At 39.7% G+C, this 24,663-nt stretch carries 25 protein-coding genes and 7 pseudogenes; 2 read left to right on the top strand and 30 right to left on the bottom strand.

Annotated features, from left to right (window positions below; genetic code table 11):
* Positions 1-4: 4 nt before the first annotated feature.
* From bshB1 to ACEWFH_RS10740, 4 genes are read right to left on the bottom strand one after another with little or no spacing between them, the layout of a single operon-like run.
* Entirely contained in the window at positions 5-697 is a 693-nt protein-coding gene (gene bshB1 / locus ACEWFH_RS10755) for a bacillithiol biosynthesis deacetylase BshB1 (RefSeq protein ID WP_473727141.1), read from the bottom strand.
* The gene (mgsA, locus tag ACEWFH_RS10750; protein ID WP_473727140.1) at positions 694-1,110 is read right to left on the bottom strand and encodes a methylglyoxal synthase; all 417 of its coding nucleotides are present in this window, start codon (positions 1,108-1,110) and stop codon (positions 694-696) included. The genes bshB1 and mgsA overlap by 4 nt, the downstream gene beginning before the upstream one ends.
* 11 nt (positions 1,111-1,121) lie before the next feature.
* On the bottom strand, positions 1,122-1,925 hold the full coding sequence (gene dapB, locus ACEWFH_RS10745) for a 4-hydroxy-tetrahydrodipicolinate reductase (RefSeq protein WP_473727139.1): 804 nt from the start codon (positions 1,923-1,925) through the stop codon (positions 1,122-1,124).
* Entirely contained in the window at positions 1,922-2,263 is a 342-nt protein-coding gene (locus tag ACEWFH_RS10740; RefSeq protein ID WP_473727138.1) for a nucleotide pyrophosphohydrolase, read from the bottom strand. The genes dapB and ACEWFH_RS10740 overlap by 4 nt, the downstream gene beginning before the upstream one ends.
* 142 nt (positions 2,264-2,405) lie before the next feature.
* Here ACEWFH_RS10740 and ACEWFH_RS10735 point away from each other — a divergent pair, with 142 nt between their 5' ends.
* On the top strand, positions 2,406-3,278 hold the full coding sequence (locus ACEWFH_RS10735; RefSeq protein ID WP_473727137.1) for a YitT family protein: 873 nt from the start codon (positions 2,406-2,408) through the stop codon (positions 3,276-3,278).
* Between the two features lie 36 nt (positions 3,279-3,314).
* Here the strand turns inward: ACEWFH_RS10735 and ACEWFH_RS10730 are convergent, their stop codons facing one another.
* The 8 genes and pseudogenes from ACEWFH_RS10730 to ACEWFH_RS10695 all read right to left on the bottom strand — a co-directional run bounded on the left by ACEWFH_RS10730 (position 3,315) and on the right by ACEWFH_RS10695 (position 8,183).
* Positions 3,315-3,995, bottom strand: coding sequence for a zinc metallopeptidase (locus tag ACEWFH_RS10730; RefSeq protein ID WP_328084590.1), 681 nt, complete (start codon positions 3,993-3,995; stop codon positions 3,315-3,317).
* An 85-nt stretch (positions 3,996-4,080) separates the two neighbouring features.
* Positions 4,081-4,584 (bottom strand): sporulation protein YpjB, encoded by a 504-nt coding sequence (locus tag ACEWFH_RS10725; protein WP_473727136.1) that lies wholly within the window; start codon positions 4,582-4,584, stop codon positions 4,081-4,083.
* Positions 4,563-4,874: a hypothetical protein gene (locus ACEWFH_RS10720; protein WP_473727135.1), complete on the bottom strand. Its 312-nt coding sequence runs from the start codon at positions 4,872-4,874 to the stop codon at positions 4,563-4,565. Before ACEWFH_RS10720 ends, ACEWFH_RS10725 begins: the two co-directional genes overlap by 22 nt.
* 85 nt (positions 4,875-4,959) lie before the next feature.
* Positions 4,960-5,526: a lipoprotein heptaprenylglyceryl N-acetyltransferase LhaT gene (lhaT, locus tag ACEWFH_RS10715; RefSeq protein ID WP_473727134.1), complete on the bottom strand. Its 567-nt coding sequence runs from the start codon at positions 5,524-5,526 to the stop codon at positions 4,960-4,962.
* An 80-nt stretch (positions 5,527-5,606) separates the two neighbouring features.
* Positions 5,607-6,374, bottom strand: coding sequence for a menaquinol-cytochrome c reductase cytochrome b/c subunit (locus ACEWFH_RS10710; protein WP_289495325.1), 768 nt, complete (start codon positions 6,372-6,374; stop codon positions 5,607-5,609).
* 48 nt (positions 6,375-6,422) lie between these two features.
* A complete protein-coding gene (gene qcrB / locus ACEWFH_RS10705) occupies positions 6,423-7,094 on the bottom strand; it encodes a menaquinol-cytochrome c reductase cytochrome b subunit (RefSeq protein WP_066241815.1) in 672 nt (223 codons plus the stop codon).
* A 3-nt stretch (positions 7,095-7,097) separates the two neighbouring features.
* Positions 7,098-7,601 (bottom strand): Rieske 2Fe-2S domain-containing protein, encoded by a 504-nt coding sequence (locus ACEWFH_RS10700; RefSeq protein ID WP_473727133.1) that lies wholly within the window; start codon positions 7,599-7,601, stop codon positions 7,098-7,100.
* Positions 7,602-7,719: 118 nt separating this feature from the next.
* Positions 7,720-8,183 (bottom strand): annotated as a pseudogene (locus ACEWFH_RS10695) (YpiF family protein).
* A 432-nt stretch (positions 8,184-8,615) separates the two neighbouring features.
* Here ACEWFH_RS10695 and ACEWFH_RS10690 point away from each other — a divergent pair.
* Complete coding sequence (locus ACEWFH_RS10690) at positions 8,616-8,792, top strand: hypothetical protein (RefSeq protein WP_473727132.1); 177 nt, start codon at positions 8,616-8,618, stop codon at positions 8,790-8,792.
* Here the strand turns inward: ACEWFH_RS10690 and ACEWFH_RS10685 are convergent.
* The 18 genes and pseudogenes from ACEWFH_RS10685 to mtrB form a co-directional block, all read right to left on the bottom strand.
* On the bottom strand, positions 8,789-9,340 hold the full coding sequence (locus ACEWFH_RS10685; RefSeq protein ID WP_473727131.1) for a ReoY family proteolytic degradation factor: 552 nt from the start codon (positions 9,338-9,340) through the stop codon (positions 8,789-8,791). The genes ACEWFH_RS10690 and ACEWFH_RS10685 overlap by 4 nt on opposite strands.
* 220 nt (positions 9,341-9,560) lie before the next feature.
* Positions 9,561-10,682: a tetratricopeptide repeat protein gene (locus ACEWFH_RS10680; RefSeq protein ID WP_473727130.1), complete on the bottom strand. Its 1,122-nt coding sequence runs from the start codon at positions 10,680-10,682 to the stop codon at positions 9,561-9,563.
* A gap of 37 nt (positions 10,683-10,719) precedes the next feature.
* Positions 10,720-11,592 (bottom strand): hypothetical protein, encoded by an 873-nt coding sequence (locus tag ACEWFH_RS10675; RefSeq protein WP_473727129.1) that lies wholly within the window; start codon positions 11,590-11,592, stop codon positions 10,720-10,722.
* Between the two features lie 242 nt (positions 11,593-11,834).
* Positions 11,835-12,940 (bottom strand): annotated as a pseudogene (hisC, locus tag ACEWFH_RS10670) (histidinol-phosphate transaminase).
* Positions 12,891-13,760, bottom strand: coding sequence for a tryptophan synthase subunit alpha (gene trpA, locus ACEWFH_RS10665; protein ID WP_473727128.1), 870 nt, complete (start codon positions 13,758-13,760; stop codon positions 12,891-12,893). The pseudogene hisC and the gene trpA overlap by 50 nt, the downstream one beginning before the upstream one ends.
* A gap of 3 nt (positions 13,761-13,763) precedes the next feature.
* Positions 13,764-14,961 (bottom strand): annotated as a pseudogene (trpB, locus tag ACEWFH_RS10660) (tryptophan synthase subunit beta).
* 34 nt (positions 14,962-14,995) lie between these two features.
* Positions 14,996-15,589, bottom strand: coding sequence for a phosphoribosylanthranilate isomerase (locus ACEWFH_RS10655; protein WP_473727127.1), 594 nt, complete (start codon positions 15,587-15,589; stop codon positions 14,996-14,998).
* Entirely contained in the window at positions 15,573-16,349 is a 777-nt protein-coding gene (trpC, locus tag ACEWFH_RS10650) for an indole-3-glycerol phosphate synthase TrpC (protein ID WP_473727126.1), read from the bottom strand. Before trpC ends, ACEWFH_RS10655 begins: the two co-directional genes overlap by 17 nt.
* On the bottom strand, positions 16,339-17,367 hold the full coding sequence (trpD, locus tag ACEWFH_RS10645; protein WP_473727125.1) for an anthranilate phosphoribosyltransferase: 1,029 nt from the start codon (positions 17,365-17,367) through the stop codon (positions 16,339-16,341). The genes trpC and trpD overlap by 11 nt, the downstream gene beginning before the upstream one ends.
* Positions 17,368-17,734: 367 nt before the next feature.
* Positions 17,735-18,512 (bottom strand): annotated as a pseudogene (locus ACEWFH_RS10640) (CheR family methyltransferase).
* 548 nt (positions 18,513-19,060) lie between these two features.
* Complete coding sequence (gene ndk, locus ACEWFH_RS10635) at positions 19,061-19,504, bottom strand: nucleoside-diphosphate kinase (RefSeq protein ID WP_473727124.1); 444 nt, start codon at positions 19,502-19,504, stop codon at positions 19,061-19,063.
* Positions 19,505-19,588: 84 nt separating this feature from the next.
* A pseudogene (locus ACEWFH_RS10630) lies at positions 19,589-20,553 on the bottom strand (polyprenyl synthetase family protein).
* A gap of 22 nt (positions 20,554-20,575) precedes the next feature.
* Entirely contained in the window at positions 20,576-21,403 is an 828-nt protein-coding gene (locus ACEWFH_RS10625; protein WP_473727123.1) for a menaquinone biosynthetic enzyme MqnA/MqnD family protein, read from the bottom strand.
* A gap of 6 nt (positions 21,404-21,409) precedes the next feature.
* Positions 21,410-22,000: a UbiX family flavin prenyltransferase gene (locus ACEWFH_RS10620; protein ID WP_473727122.1), complete on the bottom strand. Its 591-nt coding sequence runs from the start codon at positions 21,998-22,000 to the stop codon at positions 21,410-21,412.
* Positions 21,997-22,745, bottom strand: a pseudogene (locus ACEWFH_RS10615) (UbiA-like polyprenyltransferase). Before ACEWFH_RS10615 ends, ACEWFH_RS10620 begins: the two are co-directional and overlap by 4 nt.
* A gap of 130 nt (positions 22,746-22,875) precedes the next feature.
* A pseudogene (locus ACEWFH_RS10610) lies at positions 22,876-23,579 on the bottom strand (demethylmenaquinone methyltransferase).
* Between the two features lie 4 nt (positions 23,580-23,583).
* Positions 23,584-24,291, bottom strand: coding sequence for a heptaprenyl diphosphate synthase component 1 (locus ACEWFH_RS10605; RefSeq protein ID WP_473727121.1), 708 nt, complete (start codon positions 24,289-24,291; stop codon positions 23,584-23,586).
* Positions 24,292-24,440: 149 nt separating this feature from the next.
* Positions 24,441-24,659, bottom strand: coding sequence for a trp RNA-binding attenuation protein MtrB (gene mtrB, locus ACEWFH_RS10600; RefSeq protein WP_066241872.1), 219 nt, complete (start codon positions 24,657-24,659; stop codon positions 24,441-24,443).
* Positions 24,660-24,663 lie beyond the last annotated feature (4 nt).

The following is a 24,663-nucleotide window of genomic DNA, read 5'->3' as shown; positions in this document are numbered from 1 at the left end:
CTCCTTATAAATTGTTGGTTACAAAAGTTTGTTCTGGTATGAAGCCTTCTGCATAAGATACGCCAGCTTCTAGTCCAAATAGCTTGTCACGGTTTTCCACACGTTCGATATACCCGTTTGTGAGCGGAGTATCCACGCTGTCTGCTGTTTTAATAAACTGAGATGGATATGCTTTTAACGCATCAATCTTAGAAGAATACGAAGTGCTCACATCCACGAACAGTTGTGGTTTTTCCGTGCTATTGATCAAATAGTAAAAAATATTTTTCACTTTATGAGCTGGCAAGTTTTTTGGGTCCTTCACATTTTTGATTCCAGCAGAAAAGACAGCTTCCTTAACAAGACGAGCGCAGTTGCCATGGTCTGGATGACGGTCGATCCAATAGGGAGCAAACACATACTGAGGTTTATGCTCTCGAATAACGGAGATCAACTTTAAAATATAGTCATGCTGCAAATAAAGTCCTCTGTCTGGTAACCGTAAGTTCGGCCTGTTTGTTACCCCTAATAATTCAGCTGCCTCTTTAGCCTCTTTTTTACGAATGTTAACTGTGCCGTTTGATGAAAGTTCTGCTTCTGTTAAGTCACAGATAACCACTTCTCGGCCTTTTTCAGTTTCTTGTTTGATTGTAGCTCCCATACCAATTTCTACATCATCAGCATGAGCACCAAAGGCAAGCCAGGTATCAACGTTCATTTTTTCTCTGACTCTCTTTCATCTATAATTTTTCGCCAATCGAGATCTCCTCGCTCGAGTGATCGAATAAAAAGTTCTGCTGATGCAACATTTGTCGCAAGCGGAATTTGATACACATCACATAAACGCATTAATGCCGATACATCTGGTTCATGAGGCTGTGCTGTTAGTGGATCTCTAAAAAAGAGAACAAGGTCTAGATCATTTTCAGCAATCAATGCACCAATTTGCTGATCTCCGCCTAAAGGACCTGATTGAAATCGTTTTATATCGAGACCTGTAGCTTCCTGAATCTTTGAACCTGTCGTGCCTGTCGCAAACAAAGTGTGATCCTTTAGAATTGGTGCATAGGCGACGGTAAAATTGATCATATCGTTTTTCTTCTTATCGTGCGCAATAAGAGCTATTCTCATAGTATCCCCTCTTATTCCATAATATTTTCAAGGCCATAAACAAGACCTTCTAAGTTCATTACACTTTCAACTGCCAGTCTGACTCCAGGCATGAAAGAAGTTCTGTTCATCGAATCATGTCGAATCGTTAACACTTGTCCTTCTCCGCCGAAAATAACTTCTTGATGAGCCACTAGACCAGGCAATCTTACACTATGAATCCTAATTCCTTCTAGTTCTGCGCCTCTTGCGCCCGTTAGATCTTCTTTCTCATCTGGATGACCTTGTCTTTTCTCTTCACGTACCTCAGTAATAAGCTGAGCGGTCTTTAAAGCTGTACCTGAAGGGGCATCTAGCTTTTGATCATGATGCTTCTCGATGATCTCGATATCTGGCAGATACTTCGCTGCCATCTGAGAGAACTTCATCATCAGAATCGCACCAATCGCGAAGTTTGGAGCAATTATGGCACCTGTATTCTTTTCTTCAGCGAGCATCGTTAGACGTTCTAGGTCATCATTGGTAAAACCAGTTGTACCAATAACCGTACGAAGGCCATGGTTTAGTGCCATCTCAAGGTGCTTCTTACCAATGTCAGGGCGCGTTAGATCTACAACTACATCTGCCTCTACTGCTTGTAAACAGTTTTCCATATCATCATAAACGGGAGCTTCCATTGACTCTGGAGCTCCTGATAAGTCTTTTACTTGTAATCCATCATTTTTTGAATCAACAGCTGCCACTAGTTCAAAATGAGGTGTTTCCTCAATCATCTTTAATGCTTCTTGTCCCATTTTCCCGCGTGGTCCCGCTAGTATAATTTTAATGTTATTCATGAGTCTAACTCTCCTTCTTTTCGTGTCCATCTGTCTTTATCGCGTGTTTCAAATTTGTTCATCACCGTACTCAGCGCTTCGTCTAAATCTATATTTAATGAGTTTGCAAGACAAATTAAAACAAAGAACATATCGCCCAGTTCTTCTTCAACTGTCTTTGCATCTTCTGTTGATTTTTTTGGTTTCTCTCCATAATGATGATTCACTTCACGAGCAAGTTCGCCTAATTCTTCTGTTAATCTTGCAAGCATAGCTAGCGGGCTGAAATAGCCCTCTTTAAATTGTGATATGTATTGATCTACAACGTCCTGACTCTCTTTTAAGGTACGATTGGCCATGATGTTGACACTCCTCATTCTATATTATTCTTCTTTATGTTATCGGTAATTTTTCTGTTTGACAAATTTCATGAAATTTTGCTTATAATAGGAAGGCATGATTGAAGACGAAAGTCGTATTTAGAAGGAAAGTAGGCATTTTATGAGTTATCCAATCAAACTAAAAAATATCATTTTCATCCTGTTCGGAGCTGCTATCTTTTCGTTTGGAATCGTCCATTTTAACATGACAAACAACTTAGCAGAAGGTGGTTTTACTGGGATCACACTCATTCTTTATTTTCTATTTTCAATCGATCCCTCATACTCTAACCTGGCACTAAACATTCCATTGTTTTTTATCGGATGGAAACTGCTTGGAAGAAATGCTTTTATTTACACGGTAATCGGAACGGTTGCTGTTTCTGTCTTTTTATTTATTTTTCAGCGTTTTTCCTTTGTTACCATTGATCTTAAGGAAGATATGACGCTAGCTGCTCTTTTCGCAGGCGTATTTATCGGAGTAGGCTTAGGAATTATCTTTAGATTCGGTGGTACGACAGGCGGAGTTGATATTATCGCGAGACTTGGCCATAAGTTCTTAGGCTGGAGCATGGGTAAGACGATGTTTATCTTTGACTTTGTTGTCATTGCAATCTCCCTTGTCTATCTGGATTACAGAGAAGCGATGTACACGTTGGTTGCCGTATTTATCGGTGCGCGAGTGATCGATTTTATGCAAGAAGGTGCTTATGCTGGCAAAGCAGTGATGATCTTCTCAGATAAAAACACAGAGATCGCTGCTGATATCATTAAAGAGTTAGACCGAGGTGCAACCATTTTAAATGGTAAAGGTTCATTTACTGGCAACATCCGTGAGGTTCTGTACTGTGTGATTGCAAAGAATGAGATCGTCCGTATAAAGCAGGTTATTGAGAGAATCGATCCACATGCTTTCGTTACGGTTAATGATGTACATGAAGTAATCGGTGAAGGCTTTACACTTGATGCTGATAAGAACCCTATAGGCAGATAAAAAAACTCCCGAAAGAATTTTTCGGGAGTTTTCGTTTTAGTCGTCTTGATTCATGCCTAAAAACATGAAGATGAATCGCGCTAGTTCCAGTAATGCTACAAGAGCACCTGCAACATAAGTTAGTGCAGCAGCGTTTAACACTTTACGTGCGCCGCGTTCCTCGTTGTTGCGAATCAATCCTGTTGAAACAATCTGGTCCATCGCACGTGAGCTTGCATTAAATTCTACAGGCAATGTTACGAATTGGAACAATACAGCTACTGACATGAAGATAATTCCTAGAAGGAACATATTCATTGAGCTTAACAGCATACCGCCAAGTATTAAGAAAAACGAAAAATTCGAACCGATGTTTGCGACAGGAACAAGGGCATGTCTGAATCGTAAGAACGCATATCCTTCCGCATCTTGAATCGCATGTCCTACTTCGTGAGCAGCAACAGCGGCACCTGCAATCGAACTTCCGTAATAGTTATCTTCTGATAAACGTACAACTTTACTGCGAGGATCGTAATGATCAGAAAGCATTCCCCTAACAGGTTCAACCTGTACGCTATAAAGTCCGTTTTGGTCTAAAATCTCTCGTGCTACTTCTGCACCAGTCTTTCCTGTACTGTTACTTACTTTCGAATACTTTTTGTACGTGCTTTTCACTCTCATCTGTGCCCAGATTGGAACAATAAGCAAAATTGCGAAGTAGATTAAAAATCCACCCATTGTTGGCATTCCTCCATATAAAAAGCTTTTTGTTAATTATATATTACGTTTTCAACTCAATGTTTGTCAAAGAATATGCATGACATCAACGTTTATCTGGAACACGCAAGTTTTCTTCTTGATCACCTTTGTATTTTCTCCAACCCACATATATTAATGTTGAAGATATGATTCCACCAATAGAGAATATTAACCAAAACAATGAAGGCTCTGAATTATCTTTTTTTGCGAAGAACAGTGCTTCAAAATCAGCAGCAGCTGTCTCAAGCTGTTTTTGATGGGCGGTATCCTTTAGAATCTTACTGCGGTTAGCATCAACGTAAGAGACGTGTTCATCTAGCTTTTGAAGATCCTCATCTTTAAGATCGACCATCAGAGCTGGTCTGACTGTTTCGTACCGTTCAAGCAGAAGATTAGCTGCCTGATGAAATGCCACAGAATCATCCTCGCTTATTCCTTTTTCCATCGTGATAAAAGGCTCAAGCATCATTAACCCAGTTTTTTTCCATAACGGTTCATAATCGGTCTGAAGGGCATCCACTAATAAACGAACTTCGGTTAGCTTATTTAGCTTTTTTCTTTTGACCACTGTGGATTCTGAAGAGAAGATACAGCATCAGCGAACGTGTTTTCAACGATACGCTGTTGCTCCGGTCTTAAGGACAAAACATCGTCTATATGGGTGATGTTAGAAGAAGTGAACGCTAACACACCAGCCGCTTCTTCATACCGTTCTATTTTACCAAGCTCCCAGATCTCACTCGTTAGCTCATTTATCTCAGACCATTCCTTTGCTTCTGTATGATTTGATGCAAATGCTGGCATAGCAAGTCCAAAAAACATACAGAGAACCATCAATGCCCATCCAAACCTTCTCATCCGTTGTCCCTCCTGTACCCTTATACTTAAAACGTATGAGAGCTGGGACAAGGATAGACCTATAAATAAGGAATTGGAACGTGTTCTATGCTTTTCTCATTTTCCAAACAATAAAGATGGATAACGCAGATAACCAAAAGGTCAAGTATCCGATCATGTCTTGATACGGATCAAGAATGTCATACCTTGGCATCATATCAAACACATAGTCAATAATCTCGTTATGAAACAGGACAATTGCAGCAAGTGCCACGTGCCAACCCCTAATTTTATAATAAGGGGCATACAACAAGCCTTGAACGGCCATGCCAAGATGAGAAAAGATAAGCATATAGTTGATAAGATCTAACGGTGTACCTACAAAAGCACCACCTAGGTTCATACCTACTGCCCATATACCGTACTTAAAAAGGGTTGCGACAGCCAATGCCTCGATCCACCCATGCTGTCTTTTCATCAAAAAACCGATGATGACAAAAACAAAAAATAGAGAAGCTGTTGGGCTATCGGGTACGAACGGCAAGAAGTACCAAGGTGTGTCTTGCAGCTGGTAAAGGTACCAGTAGTATCCGTAGATCGTGCCTAGTATGTTGATCAGAAGAAGTGGTAGTAAGAACATGCGATCCATGATGATCGCTCGAATCCAAGACATAATCACATACTCCTTTTTGTTTGCTATGTTTCGTCTTCATTCAGAAAAAAGCCGGCCCATACCGAGCCGGCTTCTAACTGTTACTTCTGTTCTAGTTTAGAGATGAATTCAGCTAATTGTTTTAGCTCATCATCAGAACCTTTAAACGCATTAGGCGGCATGCCTGGCGGCTTACCTTCTTTTGCGATCTTCATGATTTCTTCAGGCTTTAAACCTGTTCCGATCAAGGATGGTCCAGATGCTCCGCCTGATAACGTGTTACCGTGACAGCCAACACAGCTCTGCTGTTGGTAAATCTTATATCCAGGATCGTTTTCATCAAAACTTACATCAACGATCTTACCTTGTGTCTTTGCTTTCTCCCAATCGTGTGTCACAACGGATTCCCATGTTAAATATGTAACAGAAATCAAACCTAATAACATTAATCCTGTTGCGATTGGACGTTTAGAAGGTCGTCGCTCCAAACCTGTATCCAGGAATGGCGCCAACATTAACGCACCAAATGCAAGACCCGGTATGATAACAGTACCGATAAGAACATAATCCCCTGCCGCATACTTGTACTTCAGAAGCTGGTATAAAAATAGGAAGTACCAGTCTGGTAGAGGAATATATCCAGCATCGGTAGGATCTGCTTTTTTCTCCAAAGGAGATTCATGGACGATTGTCAGTACGAGGTATCCAATCAAGAATACAGCTCCTACCATCCATTCTTTTAAAAGAAAGTTTGGCCAGAACGCTTCCGTTTTTCCTGGAAACTCCGAATAGTCTTTTGGTATATTCGGCTTGCGCTCAGCAGGGACACGAGAGTCACCGACAAACTTCATTCCTTTACCGCGATGCATATATTTCCCTCCTTTGCTCTCATGAAACTTTTCAACTTATGTTTGTTTTTACAACGGTCCGGAAATACCTTGTTTACGGATCATTAAGAAGTGGGCACCCATTAGACCTAACAATGCTGCAGGAAGGAAGAATACGTGAATCGCAAAGAATCGCGTAAGCGTCTGTGCTCCGATAATTTCTCCACCAGCAAGGAATGTTTTAGCGATAGGACCAACTACAGGAATTGTCATAGCAATCTCAATCCCTACTTTAGTTGCGAATAGCGCTTTCATATCCCAAGGCAATAGATAACCTGTGAAACCTAGACCTAACATAACAAAGAAAATAAGTACTCCAACAACCCAGTTTAACTCTCTTGGCTTTTTATAAGCTCCCTGGAAAAATACGCGCAATGTATGTAGAAACATCATTACGATAACAAGGCTCGCGCCCCAGTGGTGCATTCCGCGTACAATAACTCCAAATGCCACTTCATTTTGCAGGTAATATACGGATTCCCAAGCATTCACGATATCAGGCACATAGTACATTGTTAAGAACATACCTGAAAGAATTTGGATAACCGTGATGAAGAAGGTTAGTCCACCGAAACAGTAAACAAACGCAGAAAAATGATGTGCGGGGTTTACGTGTTCAGGTACTTCATGGTCTGCAACATCTCTCCAAAGCGGCGTAATATCCAGGCGCTCATCTACCCAGTCATAAATCTTTTGTAGCATTCATTACGCCCCCTTTCTTGGTTTTGCCTTTCCTAAATAAAGCTTTCCATCTTTCACCTGACTGTCATATACATCCAGCGGTGCAAGAGGTGCCGTACCCTTAACGTTTGTTCCATCCTTCGTATAACGGCCTAAGTGGCAAGGACAGAAGAACTGATTAGGGTGCGATGGATCTGTATTCCAGTCTACCGTACAACCTAGATGTTTACAGATTGGAGAAAGTGCGATAACATCACCATTCTTCGCTTTATAAACCCAGGCAGATTGAGTTACATCAGACTCGTACCAGCCATCTTTTTGTTTGATTTTAAAATCGAAACGCTTTGGTTCGTTCGCTAGTTCTTCCATGCTCGTAACCGCTACCATTTCTTGATCTGTTCCCTCTTTTAAAATCGGATCAAGGGCGAAACGGACCATTGGCATAAGCATGCCGGCAGCCATAAATCCGCCAACGCCAGTTAATGTGTAGTTTAAGAACTGACGTCTTGAAATATCTTCCTTTGACATTGTTTTCCCCCCTTATGCTGTAAATGACGGTCCATCCGGACTTTTACACACATATTACTAGGACATAAACATGATAGCTTATGTTGTCTTTTAATGTCAATATGACATGTGGTAAATATTACGAATTTATACTTCTTTGCCAATCGTTGAAAATGAGCTGAAATAAAGGTTTTACCTGTTCTTTTACAACTTCAAGCTTATAGTTTTCATCCATGCTATCCAGCGGCAGTGCAGGTACCCAAAAAGTTGTCCACTTAAACGCTGTTCGAATTCCTTCCAATATACGTCCGAGGTCATCAAAAAGATGTGTTTAAAGTGTCCGGAATTTGTAACATGTTCTATGAAACTTGTTAATCTTTCTATAGCCGGCTCACTCTTTACATATGTAAAATTAGGTGCTAAAAACAATCTGCCATGAAGCTGGCGTTCCATTTCTCCGCAAAGAAGTTCTGTATACTCCGCCATCGTGACACTAGACTTAAAATCTTGTGTGAAACTAACAGGTGTTAATGGGATTAAGAGAGAGTCCACATACTCTCCTGACTTTAAGAATACATCTGCGTCTTTCGTTTTCCATTTCATTTTATGAAGTTCTCCTTACTTGGTATGTACTGCTTTTATCGTACCATATTTCTTTCAACATAAACGGATTGGTTTAAAAAATGAGGTGGGTGTAGAAGAGATGGGGGCATGGAAGTCGTAAATCTCGGCGGTTCACTCGTAAATCTTTGGAATCGCTCGTAAATCTTTGGAATCGCTCGTAAATCTTTGGAATCGCTCGTAAATCTTTGGAATCGCTCGTCCAGCATGCAAATAGCTGCTGGACGAGCATCTATCAACATTATTTATCTGCTCGTCAAAAAATGTTTTTTTATAAAAGATTGTTGCTTTCAAACTTCATTTCATCTATGACAGTTGATTGGAGTGCAAGGTGTGAGACTCTTGAACTTCAAATTTTCTTCGTGCGATGTGTCGCTGCATTAGCCTTCCTTGCCCTGCGGGACAGGCGGGCAGGTGAGACACTTAAGAGTGAAATGTACGAATGTGGCTCACCGCCTGCCCATCGGAAAGCGAAGCACCTGGAACGGAAATCAACCACTTACAAAAACAACTAAGTTTACGAAAACAGCCAATAAAAAACCTTTAGAAACAAAAAAGGCGACCCTTAAAGAGTCACCTTTACATTGCTAGGACGGCTGTTTTTCTAAGTTTTTTAGTTCATTGGTCCATTTCGTAAAACTATCATAATCTTTCTGATCTAATGCTTCATCGATCTTGGACATAATATCGTTCTTACGGTACGTTTCGATCGACTTCTCTAAAACCATTTCCGCCCAAATGCCGTATTTTTTGTCCATTGACATATTTTGTGGCAAGTGAGGATTTTCTTCTAAAACCGAAGCATATTCTGGCGTCAGCCGTGATGCATTAAAATTGAGCTCGAGATAGATTTCTTCTTCTTGGTTTAAGCGGATGTCATGAAATGATTTTTCGGCATCAGTCGTTAGAACATTTTGTTTGTAAAAACGGAAAGGAACCCCGTCTGTGCATTGAGTGGACATGATTATAGCCTTTGGACAATACTCAGCCTTCTCTACAAAATGTACTTTCTCCATCAGTTGGTCATCACTAACTAAATAGTTTAATAACCAAACACATTCGCGCTTCTTTAACTGATAATGATTAAGGAACCATTTGATAAAATCCTTTTTTTCAAGGACCGAAACGGTGCTGCTCATTGCAATCCCCCATCATTCAAAAACACGTCTTTTGTTTAATAATTTATATTCTCTCACAGGTTGTAAAATCCTTCTTTGCTTCAGAAAGTTTTAAAATTCTTCCAATCGATTTAAAACGTCTTCAATATCCACCCGTTCAGGATTTTGTTTTAGCAGATTAACGAAGATGATTTTCGCTTTTTCCTGCTCTCCTCCTCAAGAAGGAAATAGGCATGTTCTTCTAAGAAAACAGGGTCTTCAGAAAAAGTTCTGCCGCTTTTTCATACCACTTAGCTGCTTCACTGTAATTTTCTGTTTCTTTATTGGCTGTTGCAAGATGCCAATACATGAGCGGAATCTCCTCTTTTGTTTCAGCAAGTGGTTTGTATAGACTCAAAAGATCCTCAAATCTTTCTTCACGTATATATTGATCACCTAACCGCAATAATGGTTCTATACGTGTTGGGTTTAGTTCCAGTGCTTGTTTGACCCACTGTTCCCCTTGAATAGGGTTATGAAGCTTATATGCAAGCCTTGCAGCCTGCAAATAAATATTTTCGTTATGTTCATCTCTTTTTAATCCTTCTGATATAACTTCATAAGCTTCTGTCAAAGCACCTTCTTCTTCGTAAGCTTCGGATAGTACACTATAGAGCGTTGTATAATCCGGGTCCATATCTTTTAACTCTTCTAAACTCGAAATGGCCTCTTTAAATTCTCCTGCTTTAAAAGCAGTAACGCCATGGCCAAATAAGCTATAAAGATCTTTGTGATGATCTAGGCCTTTTCTGTAAAAAGGAAGTGATTCTTCAAATTTCCCGGCACGGCTCAATGCTTCTGCATATCTAAGCGTCAAGTCTTCAATTTCTGCATTTCCTTCCATTGCTTTCTTTAAAAGCGGCAAACTTGAATCAAATTTACCTTGTCTCAAATAAAAATCACCTAATGCGTAAGAAAGTACGGGATGGTTTTCGTCCTTTTGGTGTGCCTCAGTCAGCTTACGCTCGGCTACTTCGGTCAATCCAAGACTTTCATACAGATCAGCTTGAAGGATAAGTGCTCTTAAATATTCATCATCGTTCTGATTTACTTGGTCTAAATATTCTATTGCTTTCTCATCCATTCCCTCGTCCAGACAGCATTCAGCTACTGATACAAGCAGCTCACCGTCACCTGGATATTTTTCAAGAAGTGCATTAAAAAGGCTCATTGCTTCTGATGTATGTCCCCAGTTTAGATACACTTCTGCAATCTCAAACTTTTCTGGATCTGTTGCTTTTTGTTTTAGTTCATCTAATAAAGACATGCCCTTTTCTACTTCGCCGTGTTCTACGAGCCTAATTGCATCTTGGATATCGTTCAATGATAAAACTCCCTTACCCCTAGTATTCTTGTGCTTATTATACACGAGAAACGAGAGATTCTCCAAAACGACGGGGCTTGATAACGATAATTTCTTTCCCGTAACCTTGCTGTCTTTCCGGAACATTTTCTGAATAGACGATTGTTCCTCTTACAATTACACTCTTTAACGTTTCATTCACTCCATCGGTGCCAAGGATGCAATAATCTGCATCACTTCCTGTAAACAAGCCGCCTTTGACCGGATAGATCCCAAGCATCTTTAAACTTGGTAATGGTAGTGGTTCATCCTCAATTAATTCATTAAAAAGCGTTGGAATTTGGAATTTAGTTGCAAGTTCATTCCATTTTCTTTGCCATGTTTTTTTAAATTTTGTTTCAATATGAGATGGGAAAGAAGGAAAAATGACTGTTCCATAATCAAAAGTAGTTTCTCTTATTCTTTCCCAAATTACGTGTGTTAACTGTTTAAAATCTTTACAGATCAACTGAATGAATGGAATTTTCTTCTTTCGGCAAAAGCTCATGATTTGTGGTGAAATTTTTTCTGGAGACATGCTTAGACCAATGCAATAATCGATTGAACTAGACACAAGAAGATGGCGTGTTCGTTTTAACTCTGTTTCTGCTTCATGCAAGTAGTTAATCTCCGCAGATGTTAATAATGTAGTCGTACCGCTTCGAACTCTCTCAACAAGTCGCTGCTTTACCGTTTCGATAGGCAATCTATTTAATGACATTAGAGGACTGATATGCCCGGGTATCATCTTTAAACCTTGCATGGACATCTTCATAACATTCATTCTTAGAGGGCCCTGTGAGACGTAGGAGATTTTTTGAGAGTCTACTAGATAGGAAAGAACAGTATCTGTACCGAGCGATTGCAGCGGGCGCTCAATAATATATCGCATAGCTCGCCTCCTTTTTTCTCTTTAAGACAAGCTATGATAGAAACGGGAGATTTATGTGAGAAAAAATAATGAAAACAAAAAAAGTCCTGACATGTAAGCGCTGTCAGGAAAGTATAATATGGATAGGAGTGGAGAGAAACCATATTACATTCATTATAAATAGAGCTTATTTAAAATGCAACACTTTTTTGAAAATTATGAAAATAGCCCGAGTTCTGTGACAATGGACCCGGGCTATTTGTTTATTTATTTACTTTTTGTACAAGCGAATCAATATACGTTCCTAAATGTTCAATAATTTCTTGGTTTTGTTCTTCTTCGCCAATTGTGATTCGAATCATAGTGGGAAAACCAAGGGCATTTCCTGAGCGTACGATATATCCTTTTCTCAATAAATAATCAAACGCTTCATCTGCATCTGACTGAACGTCCAGCAAAATAAAATTTGCTTCAGAAGGATAATATAGCAGCCCTTTTTGATTACAGAATGCATAAAAAGTTCTAATCCTTCTCTATTTTTCGCTTTGCACTCCTTAATAAATCCTTCATCATCAAGCGCTCCAATTGCTGCCGCTTGTGCGATGCGAGATGTATTAAAGGGTTCTCTTGCAGGTTCAATGGACTGGATGATCGGTGCTGCAGCGATTCCATAACCAATCCGTAGCGCTGCAAGACCATGCGCTTTAGAGAAGGTTCTTAAAATTACTAGATTCGAAAAATCATTTAAGTAATCTACTGTATTTGGATAATCAGCAGCTGAAACATATTCAAAATAAGCTTCGTCACTTACAACAATAACGTTTTGTGGCACCTTTTTCATAAAACTTACAAACTCAGCTTCAGGAATATAGTTTCCAGTCGGATTGTTCGGATTGCAAAGCCATACAATTTTCGTATCATTATCAATTGCCTCTAGCATGGCATCTAGATCATGGTTTCCTTCTACCAACTGAACTTCTCTCACGTCTGCTCCTTCAATAACAGCATTATGTCTGTATTGAGGGAAAGTCGGAGCCGCCATTACGGTATTCGTTTCAGGTGATAAATAAGCTCTGCACAGAATTTGTACGACCTCATCAGATCCGTTACCAAAGATGAGCTGATCTTGGTTCACTTGAAGATGGTTTGCAAGCTTCTCTCTAAGTTCTGCTGAGTATCCATCTGGATAAACATGAAGGCTTGAAAGCTCTTCGGCTATTTTTTCTTTTGCAGAAGCAGAACATCCATAGGGGTTCTCGTTTGATGCAAGCTTTACAATCTTCTCAAGACCTAATTCTCGCTTAACTTCTTCTACTGGTTTACCTGGTTTGTAAGGTTTTAAAGATAACAACTGCTGTTTCGGCTGCATTTTCCCACTCCTTTTTAACGACTATAGACAGGCAGCAATGATTCAATATACGATTTAAACATTTTGATCGCTTCCTCCTGTTAGTTAGCAGCTCTCCTTCAAGTTCCTCAATCTTTTTGACGATCGCACTGCCTACGATAAACCCATCACTACTTCCTTCAAACTGTTGGATTTGTTCTCTCTGTGACAGTCCGAACCCTACCAAGACGGGAACGTTGCTGTTTGCTTTTGCGGCTCGCAAGAATTCGTCCAAACCATCCCTAAACTCGCTTCGTATTCCGGTAACGCCCAATGATGATATGCAATACAAAAAGCCTTCTGCCTCTTTTGAGAGCTTCACTAGCTTTTCTTCACGTGTTGTTGGTGATACCAGCGAAATAAGAGCAAGGTTATGCTGTGAACACATTTCTTGCAAATAGCCGCTTTCCTCATACGGCAGATCAGGAACGAGAATACCGTCCACACCGTTTTCTTCTGCTAACTTCAGGAAGCGATTTTCTCCTAATTGTAACAAAAGATTATAATAAGTAAAGATAATAACTGGAATCGTTAATCCTCTTTCACGAAGCTTTGAAACAAGCGCTATTGTCTTTTCAAGATTAACTTTTTGGGCAAGACCGCGCATACCCGCTCTTTGAATGACAGGACCATCCGCTAAAGGATCGGAGTAAGGAACTCCAAGTTCTAGTGCAGCCGCACCGCATTCTTCTAGAGCTAATGACAATTCAATGGTGACTTCTTCACTTGGGTCACCAGCCATGATGTAGGGCACAAAGCGATAGTCTGAAGAATCCTGAAAGACTTCCCATCTTTTGTTCATTCTTTATTCGCCTCCTTCTGCGTGATCCATAAGTGTATGAACATCTTTGTCGCCTCGTCCTGACAAACATACAACTACAGCTTGATCTTTGTTCATAGATTTAGCGAGCTTTAAACTATACGCAACAGCATGAGCACTCTCTAAAGCACATAGAATACCTTCATTTACACACAAAAGCTTTAACGCTTCTAAAGCTTCTTTATCTGTTACAGCTTCATATTTTACTCTTTCTGTTTCATGAAGATAAGCATGTTCTGGGCCGATTCCAGGATAATCAAGACCTGCTGAGATGGAATAGGGTTCTGTAATCTGCCCTTCACTTGTTTGAAGCAGTTTCGTCAGTGAACCATGAATAACACCATTCGATCCTTTGGATAGAGTTGCAGCATGTTGATCCGTATCTACTCCAAGACCAGCTGCCTCTACACCATACAACGGAACATCTTTCTCAATAAAAGGCGCAAACATCCCGATCGCATTACTCCCCCGCCTACACAAGCTACGACAGCATCAGGTAGTTTGCCATCATGTGCTTGAGTAAACTGACTTTCTGTTTCATGACCGATCACCTGCTGAAACTGTTTTACCATTTTAGGATAAGGATACGGACCGACTGCAGAACCGATCAAATAGAACGTGTCTTCTACTGAAGCTACCCATTCTCTGATCGCTTCGTTCGTTGCATCTTTTAGCGTTTGACTTCCGCTAGTTACTTCGATCACTTCTGCTCCAAGAAGCTTCATGCGAAACACATTTAAAGCTTGTCTTCGTATATCTTCTTTTCCCATATACACTTTACAAGACAATCCGTATTTAGCTGCGACTGTCGCTGCTGCAACACCATGCTGGCCCGCTCCTGTTTCAGCGATAATCTTCTTCTTGCCCATTCTTACAGCAAGAAGTGCCTGGCCGATGGCGTTGTTGATTTTATGAGCTCCTGTATGATTAAGATCTTCTCTTTTAAAAAGATGGACGCACCGCCAATGGCCTCACTTAGCCGATCTGCTCTTGTTAGTGGTGTTGGTCTTCCAGAATAGATTGCAAGTTCTTTTTGAAACAGATCATTAAATTCTTTATCATTCATCGCTTCATCAAAAGCTGTCTCAAGCTCTTCAAGTGCAAACATAATCGTCTCAGGGACGTATTTTCCGCCGAATACACCGTATCTCCCTCGATGATCAGGTACATTAGCCGTTGTCATAAATTCATCATCCTTTCTAACTGTTTTATTCGTTTCACGCTTTTTTCCCGTTTTCCTCTATACCGCCGCTTAGATCGATTCCGTGGGGATTATTCTGCAGCAGTAAAGAAACATTGTCAGGCGTAATTCCTCCTGCTATGAAACAAGGTATACCTTGCTGTTCAGCTTTTTTCATCATTATCGGAACGTCTTTCCACGAAAAAGGAACGCCTGTCCCGCCGAACTGTCCTTTTGATACGCTGTCTACGATAATTGCATCAGCAGCATGACTGTAATTTTCAATGTCTTCAAGAATTTGTTTACGATAAGGCAGTGCTTTATAGATTTTCTTGTTGAATCGTTTCTTCAATACTTCAATCATTTCTACCGTTTCAACTCCATGGCACTGAATGATATCTATAGGTGCTTTACTCTTCACATCCATTATTTCTTTCATTGAAGCATTTTGAAATACTCCGACGAGCTGTTTCGGTTTTCCGTATTTCTTAATCCAGCCCTTCACGTCAGTTGGATTTACTTTCCTTTTACTCTCCGCAAAGATGAAACCGATCAAGGCAGCATTTGTGTTTATTAATAATCTGTAATCCTCTTCTGACTGACAGCCGCAATATTTAATTTGAACAGTCATGATAAAGCTCTTTGATCTTGTTTTCTATGGATTCAGCTCTCATCAATGTCTCACCGATCAACATTCCGTTCACATCGTGATTCAAAAGACTTTTCACATCTCTAGCCGTTTTAATGCCGCTTTCGCTAATCACAAGCGTTTCTTTCTTAATCGATGGAAGAAGGGAAAACGTGTGCTGAATAACCGTGGCAAACGTCTTTAAATCACGATTGTTAATTCCAATCATCGCAGGATTACAAACATCATAGACTTGTTCTATTTCTTCTTTGGAATGAACTTCTACTAAACACTCTAATCCGCATTCCGTTGCGAAAGCATGAAGATTCTGTAATTGCTTACGTGTCAAACATGCCGCAATTAGCAAGATCGCATCTGCTCCGTTTTCAACGCTTTCAACGACCTGCTTTTCGTCAATAATAAAATCCTTCCTTAACAATGGAAGTGACACATGATTTCGTATGTCATTCAAATATTGAAGGTTTCCTTGGAAGAACTCTGTATCTGTTAAGACAGACAAACAGGAAGCCCCCGCTTTTTCATACTGAACGGCGATGTCTACCGGATCAAAGTTTTCCTTAATCACACCTTTTGAAGGTGAAGCTTTTTTCACTTCGGCAATCAGCGCTGGTTTGTTAAATGAGTTTGCAATTTGAGATGCAAACGGCCGATGATCTTTATCTCGATAGTCCAGCTCTCCTTTATTGAATGGAGGCAGAACCGCAATTTCTCTTTCTTTTTGCTCTAAAATTTTAGTTAACATGTGCATTCGCCTCTCGTTTCGTCATTTCTTGAAGATGATAAAAAGCAGCTTTCGTTTGTAAGCATTGTTTTATTATCTCAACACCGTATCGAATACTTGAGACCCGTCTGGATGCATAAAGAGCTGCTGCTGCATTTAATATTACGATGTTTCTTGCTGATTCATTTCCAGCACCCTGCAGAATCGATCGTATGAGTTCCGCACTTTCTTGCTTGTTTTTAACTGTTAACTCACTTAATAATCCTCGTTTTAACCCAGCATCTTCTGGTGTATAGATAAAGTCAGTTACTGTATCGTTTTCAACTAAAAACATACACGTTTCACCTGTTATCGAACATTCATCCAGCCCTTCTTTGCCTGTAACGACCAGCGCTCGTTTGATGCCTAACACTTTAATCACTTCTGCAAGCTTCATAGCTACCTTTTCATTGCTTGCTCCAATAAGCTGATAGGCGGGTGACATTGGGTTCAATAAAGGTCCTATCGAATTAAAAATCGTTCGAAATGGAAGCTGTTGCCGTAAAGAAGCCACTTTTTTAAGTGCCGGATGAAAATATGGCGCATGTAAAAAAGCAATGTCGTGTTTGATTAATTGTGAGTTCGCTTCATAGTGATTACTTGCCGCTTGAATACCTAATGCTTCTAGTACATCCGAACTGCCGCTCTTTGACGTGACTGCTTTATTGCCGTGTTTTGCAACTTTTATCCCTAGAGAAGCTAATATGATACTAACAGCTGTAGAGATATTAAAGGTCGAAGCACCATCTCCACCTGTACCGCAAGTATCCATAAGATCTTGATGAAAGGAAGAATCTGCTGCCCTCGAAAGCTTTCTGATGGCTTTTACAAAACCTACGATTTCTTCTACCGTCTCACCCCGAAAGCTCATAATGCTTAATACAGAGCTCGCTTGAGCGTCTGTTACATCACCCTTCGCCAGGTTCTCCATAAAATAAAAAGCTTCATTTTCAGTTAATGTTTCGTGTTTCATTATTTTTTGAATGATATTTGAAATCATATGAACACCCCTTTAAACGTTTTATTTGTTATGGCCGCAAACAATAACGTTCAAGGAGGACTCGGAAAGGATATAATCATATCTGCACCTCCGTTTAATACGGAGAATGAGGAGGATTTAAGAGGTCGATCTTTACAGGAACATGTACGTTTTTCATATAAACCATACAAAAAAGCCATGCAGAAATAATCCGCATGGCATATGTACATATCCATTCTCGGCTCTGCTCCACTCAAACTCTCTCAACTTGTCTCAACTAGGCTCTAAACTCTAAACTAATTACTCTAAACTATTTGCTCTAAACTTATCAGTTACAATAAACCATTGTTGCAAATCTGTCAACCGATTTGTACGGTAAGATTTCCGTTTAACTAAGTTTACGATAAAAGAATGGTTCTACAGATTCCAGGTCGTATAGACCCGGATTGAAGATCTGTTCTGTACTTCCTACAAACAAGAAACCGCCTTTTCGAAGCGCTTTACTAAACTTTTGATAAAGCACGGTCTTTGCTTCCTCAGTGAAATAGATCATCACATTTCTGCAAACGATTAAATCGAAGTCTGATTCAAAACGATCTGAAAGCAAGTTCTGTTTTTTAAAGGTTACGTGCTTTTTAATCGATTCTGAAACTCTTATTCCGAGTTCCTCTTTGGTAGTATGTCGTGCTTTTTTATCGTTCGGTACATCTTTGATTGCTTTTTCGAAATAAAACCCTTTTTTAGCTTGCTCTAACACCTGTTGATCTAAGTCTGTGGCAAGTATTGAAAATCTTAACAAGTTTTTTTGAAATCAGATAACATCATCGACAAACTATAAGGCTCTTCTCCTGTGGAGCAGGCTGCGCTCCATACTTTTAATGATGGCCTTTCTTCTACTAACAAAGGAATGATTTTTTCTCGAGCACATCCCACCTAGCTGGGTTACGGTAAAATTCAGAAACGTTAATCGTCATCCGGTCTAAAAACTCAATAAGCAGCTCCGGATCTTTTGTGAGTGCACGAAAATAATCAGAAAACGTCTCGAACGAACGTTTATCGCGCAGCGCAATGAGTCTGCGCTTCATTTGTGCTTCCTTATACAATGAAAGATCTATTCCTGTTTGATCATATATGCTCTGTTTAAAGCTTTCATAGTCGCGATCCATATGTCTCTCTCCAATTCACTGCCATGCAAATTTAATCTATATATGTATAGTATCGGATTTTATTTTAAATTGTTGCGTTAAGTGGTGGCACTTTTAAAATCTATTAGTTTTCGATTTGCTGAATTATGTCTGATGATGTCGACTCGCCGATATATAACTACAACTCGCGGGATTATTGCAATAACTCGCGGGATTAATCCAGGATTCTTAATATAAGAGGTTAAAACTACATATGAGAAGCAATATTTTGTTTTAATAACGAGAATTCATTTACTTACAATCTCAAATCCAGCTTCTCTCCTTCATTTTTCTACCTCCTAGACCATTTTTCAGCCTCTTTTCTTCGTTCCAACTAAATCCATGCTAGTGCAGTTGATTTTAATAGAGCGGAATCGCCAAAAGACTTTATTGCACGATGTAACTAGAACTACAACGTGGCTTTAATAATCAGAAGACCTCATCAAACTGAAATCCTTCTGTATCTAACAGGTTAAAAACTAAAAAACCGGCACAACGGCCGGCTAAAACGCTTTCATTTTGTTATAAAATTAAATCCAAACCGCAACTGCTTTATCGTATGACACAAGTTCTTCTTCTTTGAAGAAAAGGCCGATTTCACGGACAGCGCTTTCAGCAGAGTCAGAACCATGAATAATGTTGTTGCTAACTTGTACAGCATAGTCTCCGCGGATTGAACCAGGAGCAGCGTCAGCTGGGTTTGTTTTACCCATCATGTTACGAGCTGTTAAAATAACGTCTTTACCTTCCCAAACCATAGCAAATACTGGACCGGAAGTAATAAAATCAACAAGTTCTCCGAAGAACGGACGCTCTTTGTGCTCACCATAATGTTCTTTTGCAAGATCTTCAGTAATGTTCATTAGCTTAGCACCGACAAGCTGAAAACCTTTCTTCTCAAAACGGGATACGATTTCTCCGATTAACGCACGTTGAACACCATCAGGTTTTACCATTAAAAACGTTTTTTCCATGCATTCCCTCTCCTATCATCTATGTATATGTGGGACAAGTTCCCCAGAGAAATCGTACCAAAAATTTTAAAAATTAGCAATCACTCAAAATTTTCGACCAGCGATATAATCTGCTACTTTTAACAGACTATCCCTAGCATCCGTTTCAGGTAAGGAAGCAGCAGCTAGTTTTGCACGCTTTAAATATTTATCAGAAATCTCCGTTGCGTATTCAATACCGCCAAGACGTTTAATATCTTTAAGAAGTTCAGCGAGCAAAGAAGCATCTTTTGTTTCGTAATACACATTTAATTTTTCTTTGATCTCAGGATACTGATGCATAGTGAACAGTACAGGCAGCGTCAAGTTCCCTTGTCTCAGGTCACTTCCTGCTGGTTTGCCTAACTGTTTCTCAGATGCTGTAAAATCTAAAATATCATCTGTAATTTGGAAGGCCATGCCTACACAAAAGCCAAATTCATATAATTTCTTCTGCAGTGAGACGTCCGCCTTTGAAGTGATGGCACCTAACTGACAGCTCAACGCAATCAAAAGAGCTGTTTTTCTTTTTATACGTTTGAAATACTTTCTTACATTTTGATCAGTATCGTACTGTTCGTTAATCTGCTCGATCTCGCCAAGGCACATCTCTTTCATACCTTGTGCAAGAATCTGATGAGCACGCGGAATATCAATTTCTGACATGAGTTTCAAAGCGGATGCAAAAATAAAATCTCCTGTATACATGGCGATTTTATTATCATATTTTGCTTTGACCGTTTCTCTTCCCCGCCTCATATCGGCATCATCCACTACATCATCATGAACCAATGAGGCCATATGAATCAATTCCAGCGCGGCAGCAGGCTTTTTGATCTGCTGAATGTTATATGTCCCAAACTGAGCGGATAGCAGGACAAATACAGGGCGAATTCTCTTTCCCCTGCTTTTAACAGTTCAACACCAGCCGTATGAATCAATGTTTGATCAGAACGAACGGATTGTACTAGCTGATCTTCAATTTGCTGCAAATCTTTTTTTAGAAATGAGTATAAGTCCTTTAACTTCACTTTTGTTTCACCCTATCGCCCGTTACTTATACGAATACTTTAAGATAGAGGGCATTGTCTTTAACAATCCGCACTCTACAGTTAGCTGAAAATAAAGGTTGAGTCCCTTTTCATGTTCGCCACTAAACTGATAATTTAATCCATTAAAATAAGATTCCCAGAACTGAAAAGTCCCTCCATGCTCTGATAGCACTCGTTCTATGACGGGAACAAAATTTTCTCTTTGGCAGCGTTCTTTGCTCTCGATCATACTTTTTCCAACATACGAAAGAAGCGAGCCCTTTTCTGTTTCCATTTCATCGCGATAAGCCATTACGGCAAAAATCATAGGAAGCCCTGTTTGTTGGAACCAAATCTCCCCAAGATCATAAACGTGATATGAACCTCTTTTTCGGTATGCTGAGATCGCATCATCGCCAATAAGAAGACAAGCATCGTAATTCTCAAGCATCCTTTCAAAATGAGGGGTTTCCACTTGATATGAAACTTCAACAGAATAAAAGCGATCTAAAATAATCTTTAACAGTGCAACAGATGTTTCTGAGCTCGAAGTTAACGCGATCTTTTTACCGCTCAAGTCCTCGATTTTGTGTTTAGAAAATAAAAAGATAGAGTTCACTCTTCCGTAAGAAGACACAGAAAGATCTGGAACAAGACTGTAACGATCGGCATTCTTTCCGAAAGAAAAGGAAGAAATGCCTCCGATATCTACTAACTGGTTCTCCATTAAGGCATTTATTCTTGACGGAACAGCATGTGTAATCGTTACACCTTGATCCATCAGACGTTCTCTATCCAAATAATAATAGAGAGGTATGATGTTCGTATAGCTGATTTCCCCGATGTTCATAATCTATCAGTCTCCCCAGCGAGTAAACAATTCGTGATGTACACCTAAGTTGTCCAAAACTTTTCCTACTAAAAAGTTTACGAGGTCGTCCATGGACTTAGGAAGGTGATAAAAACCTGGCATAGCAGGAACGATTTTCCCACCGGCCTCGGTTACTTTTAACATGTTTTCAAGATGTATTTTATGAAGAGGTGTTTCTCTAGGCACTAATATGAGTTTACGGCTCTCTTTCAGCATAACATCAGCAGTGCGTTCTAATAGATTGCCAGAAGCACCATGTGCAATACCAGAGAGAGTTCCCATAGAACAAGGAATGATAACCATCCCATCGTTCTGGTATGATCCACTGGCGATCGGTGCATTAAAGTCACGCAATGTGTGGTAATGAAAACGTTCTTTGCCATATGAAGCAAAATATTCCTCAATACACCCTTCACGATTCTCTGTATCCCACAATAACTCTTCTCTAAACACTTGCCATCCCGCTTCTGTTACAACAAGATGTACTTTGTGCCCGCTTTTTAAAATTTCCTGTGCAAGTCTTACGCCGTATACCGCGCCACTCGCTCCTGTAATTCCTATTGTAAATGTCTTCATAATAAAAGATCCCCTATTGAAAAGATAAACATAACGACACTCAAGATACCGTTCATCGTAAAGAATGCTACATCGAGCTTTGATAAGTCATTCGGCTTAACAAGTGAATGCTCATAGACCATGATCACACCTGAAATGAAAACACCAAGGTAATAAATCCAGCCCATTTCTGAAACTACGCCTAATGAAATAAAAGCTATAAAACTAGCAACATGGAGCCATCTAGCTGTCATCAATCCGTTCGCGATACCAAACGCAGAAGGAATGGAGTATAGACCATGAGACTTATCATAGTCAGCATCTTGTGTCGCATAGATCACGTCAAATCCTGCTGTCCAAAACAAAACACCCAAAAATAACAAAATCGCTTCTTGACTCAATGTTCCCGTTGCACCAACCCATCCTCCAAGAGGTGCAATCGCGATTGTTATACCTAAAACAATATGGCATAAATAAGTAAATCGCTTTGTATACGAATAGATAACAAGAAAAAGACAGCCAACGGCAGCAGTTTCACTGATAGAGGATTCAGTTGATAGGCACTAACGAACAAAAGTGCTAGTGAAGCTGCTATAAATATAAATACTTCGCCTCTTTTTAACAGCTTTGCCGGAATGGCCCGTGTTTTCGTTCTTGGATTCGCTCCATCAATCTCTGAATCTATCGCACGGTTAAGTGCCATCGCAGAACTCCTAGCACCAACCATGGCAAGTGTGATCCATAACCATTCGACTAGTGATGGCATAGTGCCTTCTTCAACAATGTTTCCCATGATTGCACCTAAATAAGCAAATGGCAAAGCAAAGATGGTATGTTCAAACTTAATCATTTCTAAAATTATTTTAAATTTATTCCACACACTGCAACGCTCTCTTCTATTGCTGTTTTTTCCCAGTATGCATGGCGGCAGCACCTAGTGCATACGATTTGACTTCAACGTTAGACAAACCTGCTTCTTTAAATAATTCTTTCAGTTCTTCTTTTGTTAAAAACGCTTCTGTTGATTCTTGAAGCCATGCGTATTCTTGATAGCTTTTAGCAAATAATTTACCGAATACAGGCATGATGTACGTAAAATAAAATTTAAAGAGTTGTTTAAATACAGGGACAGTCGGATGGGAAGTTTCAAGACACACTACTCTCCCGCCTGGCTTTACAACCCGAGCCATCTCTTTAAGCGTCTGAAGGTAATCAGGGACGTTTCTAAGTCCAAATCCGATTGTTACAAAATCAAATGTATGATCTTCGAACGGCAGCTCCATTGCATTCCCATGAATAAAACTCACTTGTGGAGACTGGCGTTTTTTCAGCTTTTCTATTCCAACGTTTAGCATGTTTTGACTAAAGTCTAAGCCGATGACTTTACCCTTTGTCCCAACCGCTTCAGCAAGAGCAAATGTCCATTCTCCCGTTCCGCAGCAAACGTCCAAACAATGATTTCAGGTAGTACTTTCATGCGCTTCATCGTATCATTGCGCCATTTATTATGTTGTTTAAATGAGATTAAATCGTTCATATAGTCATACTGATCAGAGATCTTTTCAAATACAGAGTGAACCCGTTCTTCTTTGCTCAACATCGGATTAACCCTCTCCTAACATTAAGTCATTTTCACTGCTAGTTTCGATGCTGTACCCTTCTCTATGAAACATGAGGGGCATTTCAACATCTTTATTTTTCAATTCTTTTTCACACGTTTTCAAATAGTTCAATTGTTCTTCGCTTAACTGTCTTCTCATTTCTGTATTCTGATAACGAGACACAAGAAGATAACGTTCAATAAAAGGGATATATGTATGCAGACCAAATGACTCTGCTGCTTTTGTAAATAATAGACTTTCGATTCTCTGAACGTTTTTCAAGTATTCTACACTTCCATTAAGCAGCTTGTCTTGTTTATGCAGATTTGCTTTATGTTCGTTAATACTCTGCACAGCACTCGATAATTGTGAGATCAAATTTAAGTTTTCACAACGAGCTAACAGAAGATAGTATAGACTGCTGAAATAGTCGCCAGATAAAACAACAAGCTGCCGTTTCTTCTTGTTGACGGTAATATTTTCGTCCAAGATATCATCATGGCGGTCTAATGCAGACTGAATTAAAAGAATCGAACTAAAATATTCTGCTTCTACAGCCTCATCAAGCTCAAGTTCACGGAGCAGACAGTACGTGATAAATACCTTTGATTCACTAAAGACTGGAGGTTGAATATAACGTTCCACATAGCTGTGCTGCATCAATAAAAGTGTATGCTGTTTTAAGCGTTGAATTTGTTCCATGGTGTTCATCAAATCCCTCCAATGACACAGCAAAATTGTGCTTTCTTATTATACCATAGTCGCCAATAATGTAAGGTTTCAACCTCTTTAAAAGACATAAAGAAAACTAGGCTTATGGCCTAGCGCATCTTATCGGCGACATTACCGCCAGTAATTCCTTACGATTCTGTATCTACTTCTCCGTGTTTCGTATAGATAACAGCTTTCCCTCTAACTTTTACTGCTGAAGTATGTTCTGTAAACTGTGCGATCATCACTTCACCTTTATCAAGTTTTTCAGAATGATGAAATCTTGTTTCCGTACCACGTGTTAACCCAATTACATTCACACCATTTTCTTTTGCTTTTATTACGAAAAAATCAAATTCTGATTTCATGGGT

This window comes from Fictibacillus sp. EA-CB0309 (assembly GCF_055814265.1).
This window is presented reverse-complemented; position numbering and strand designations above follow the sequence as displayed.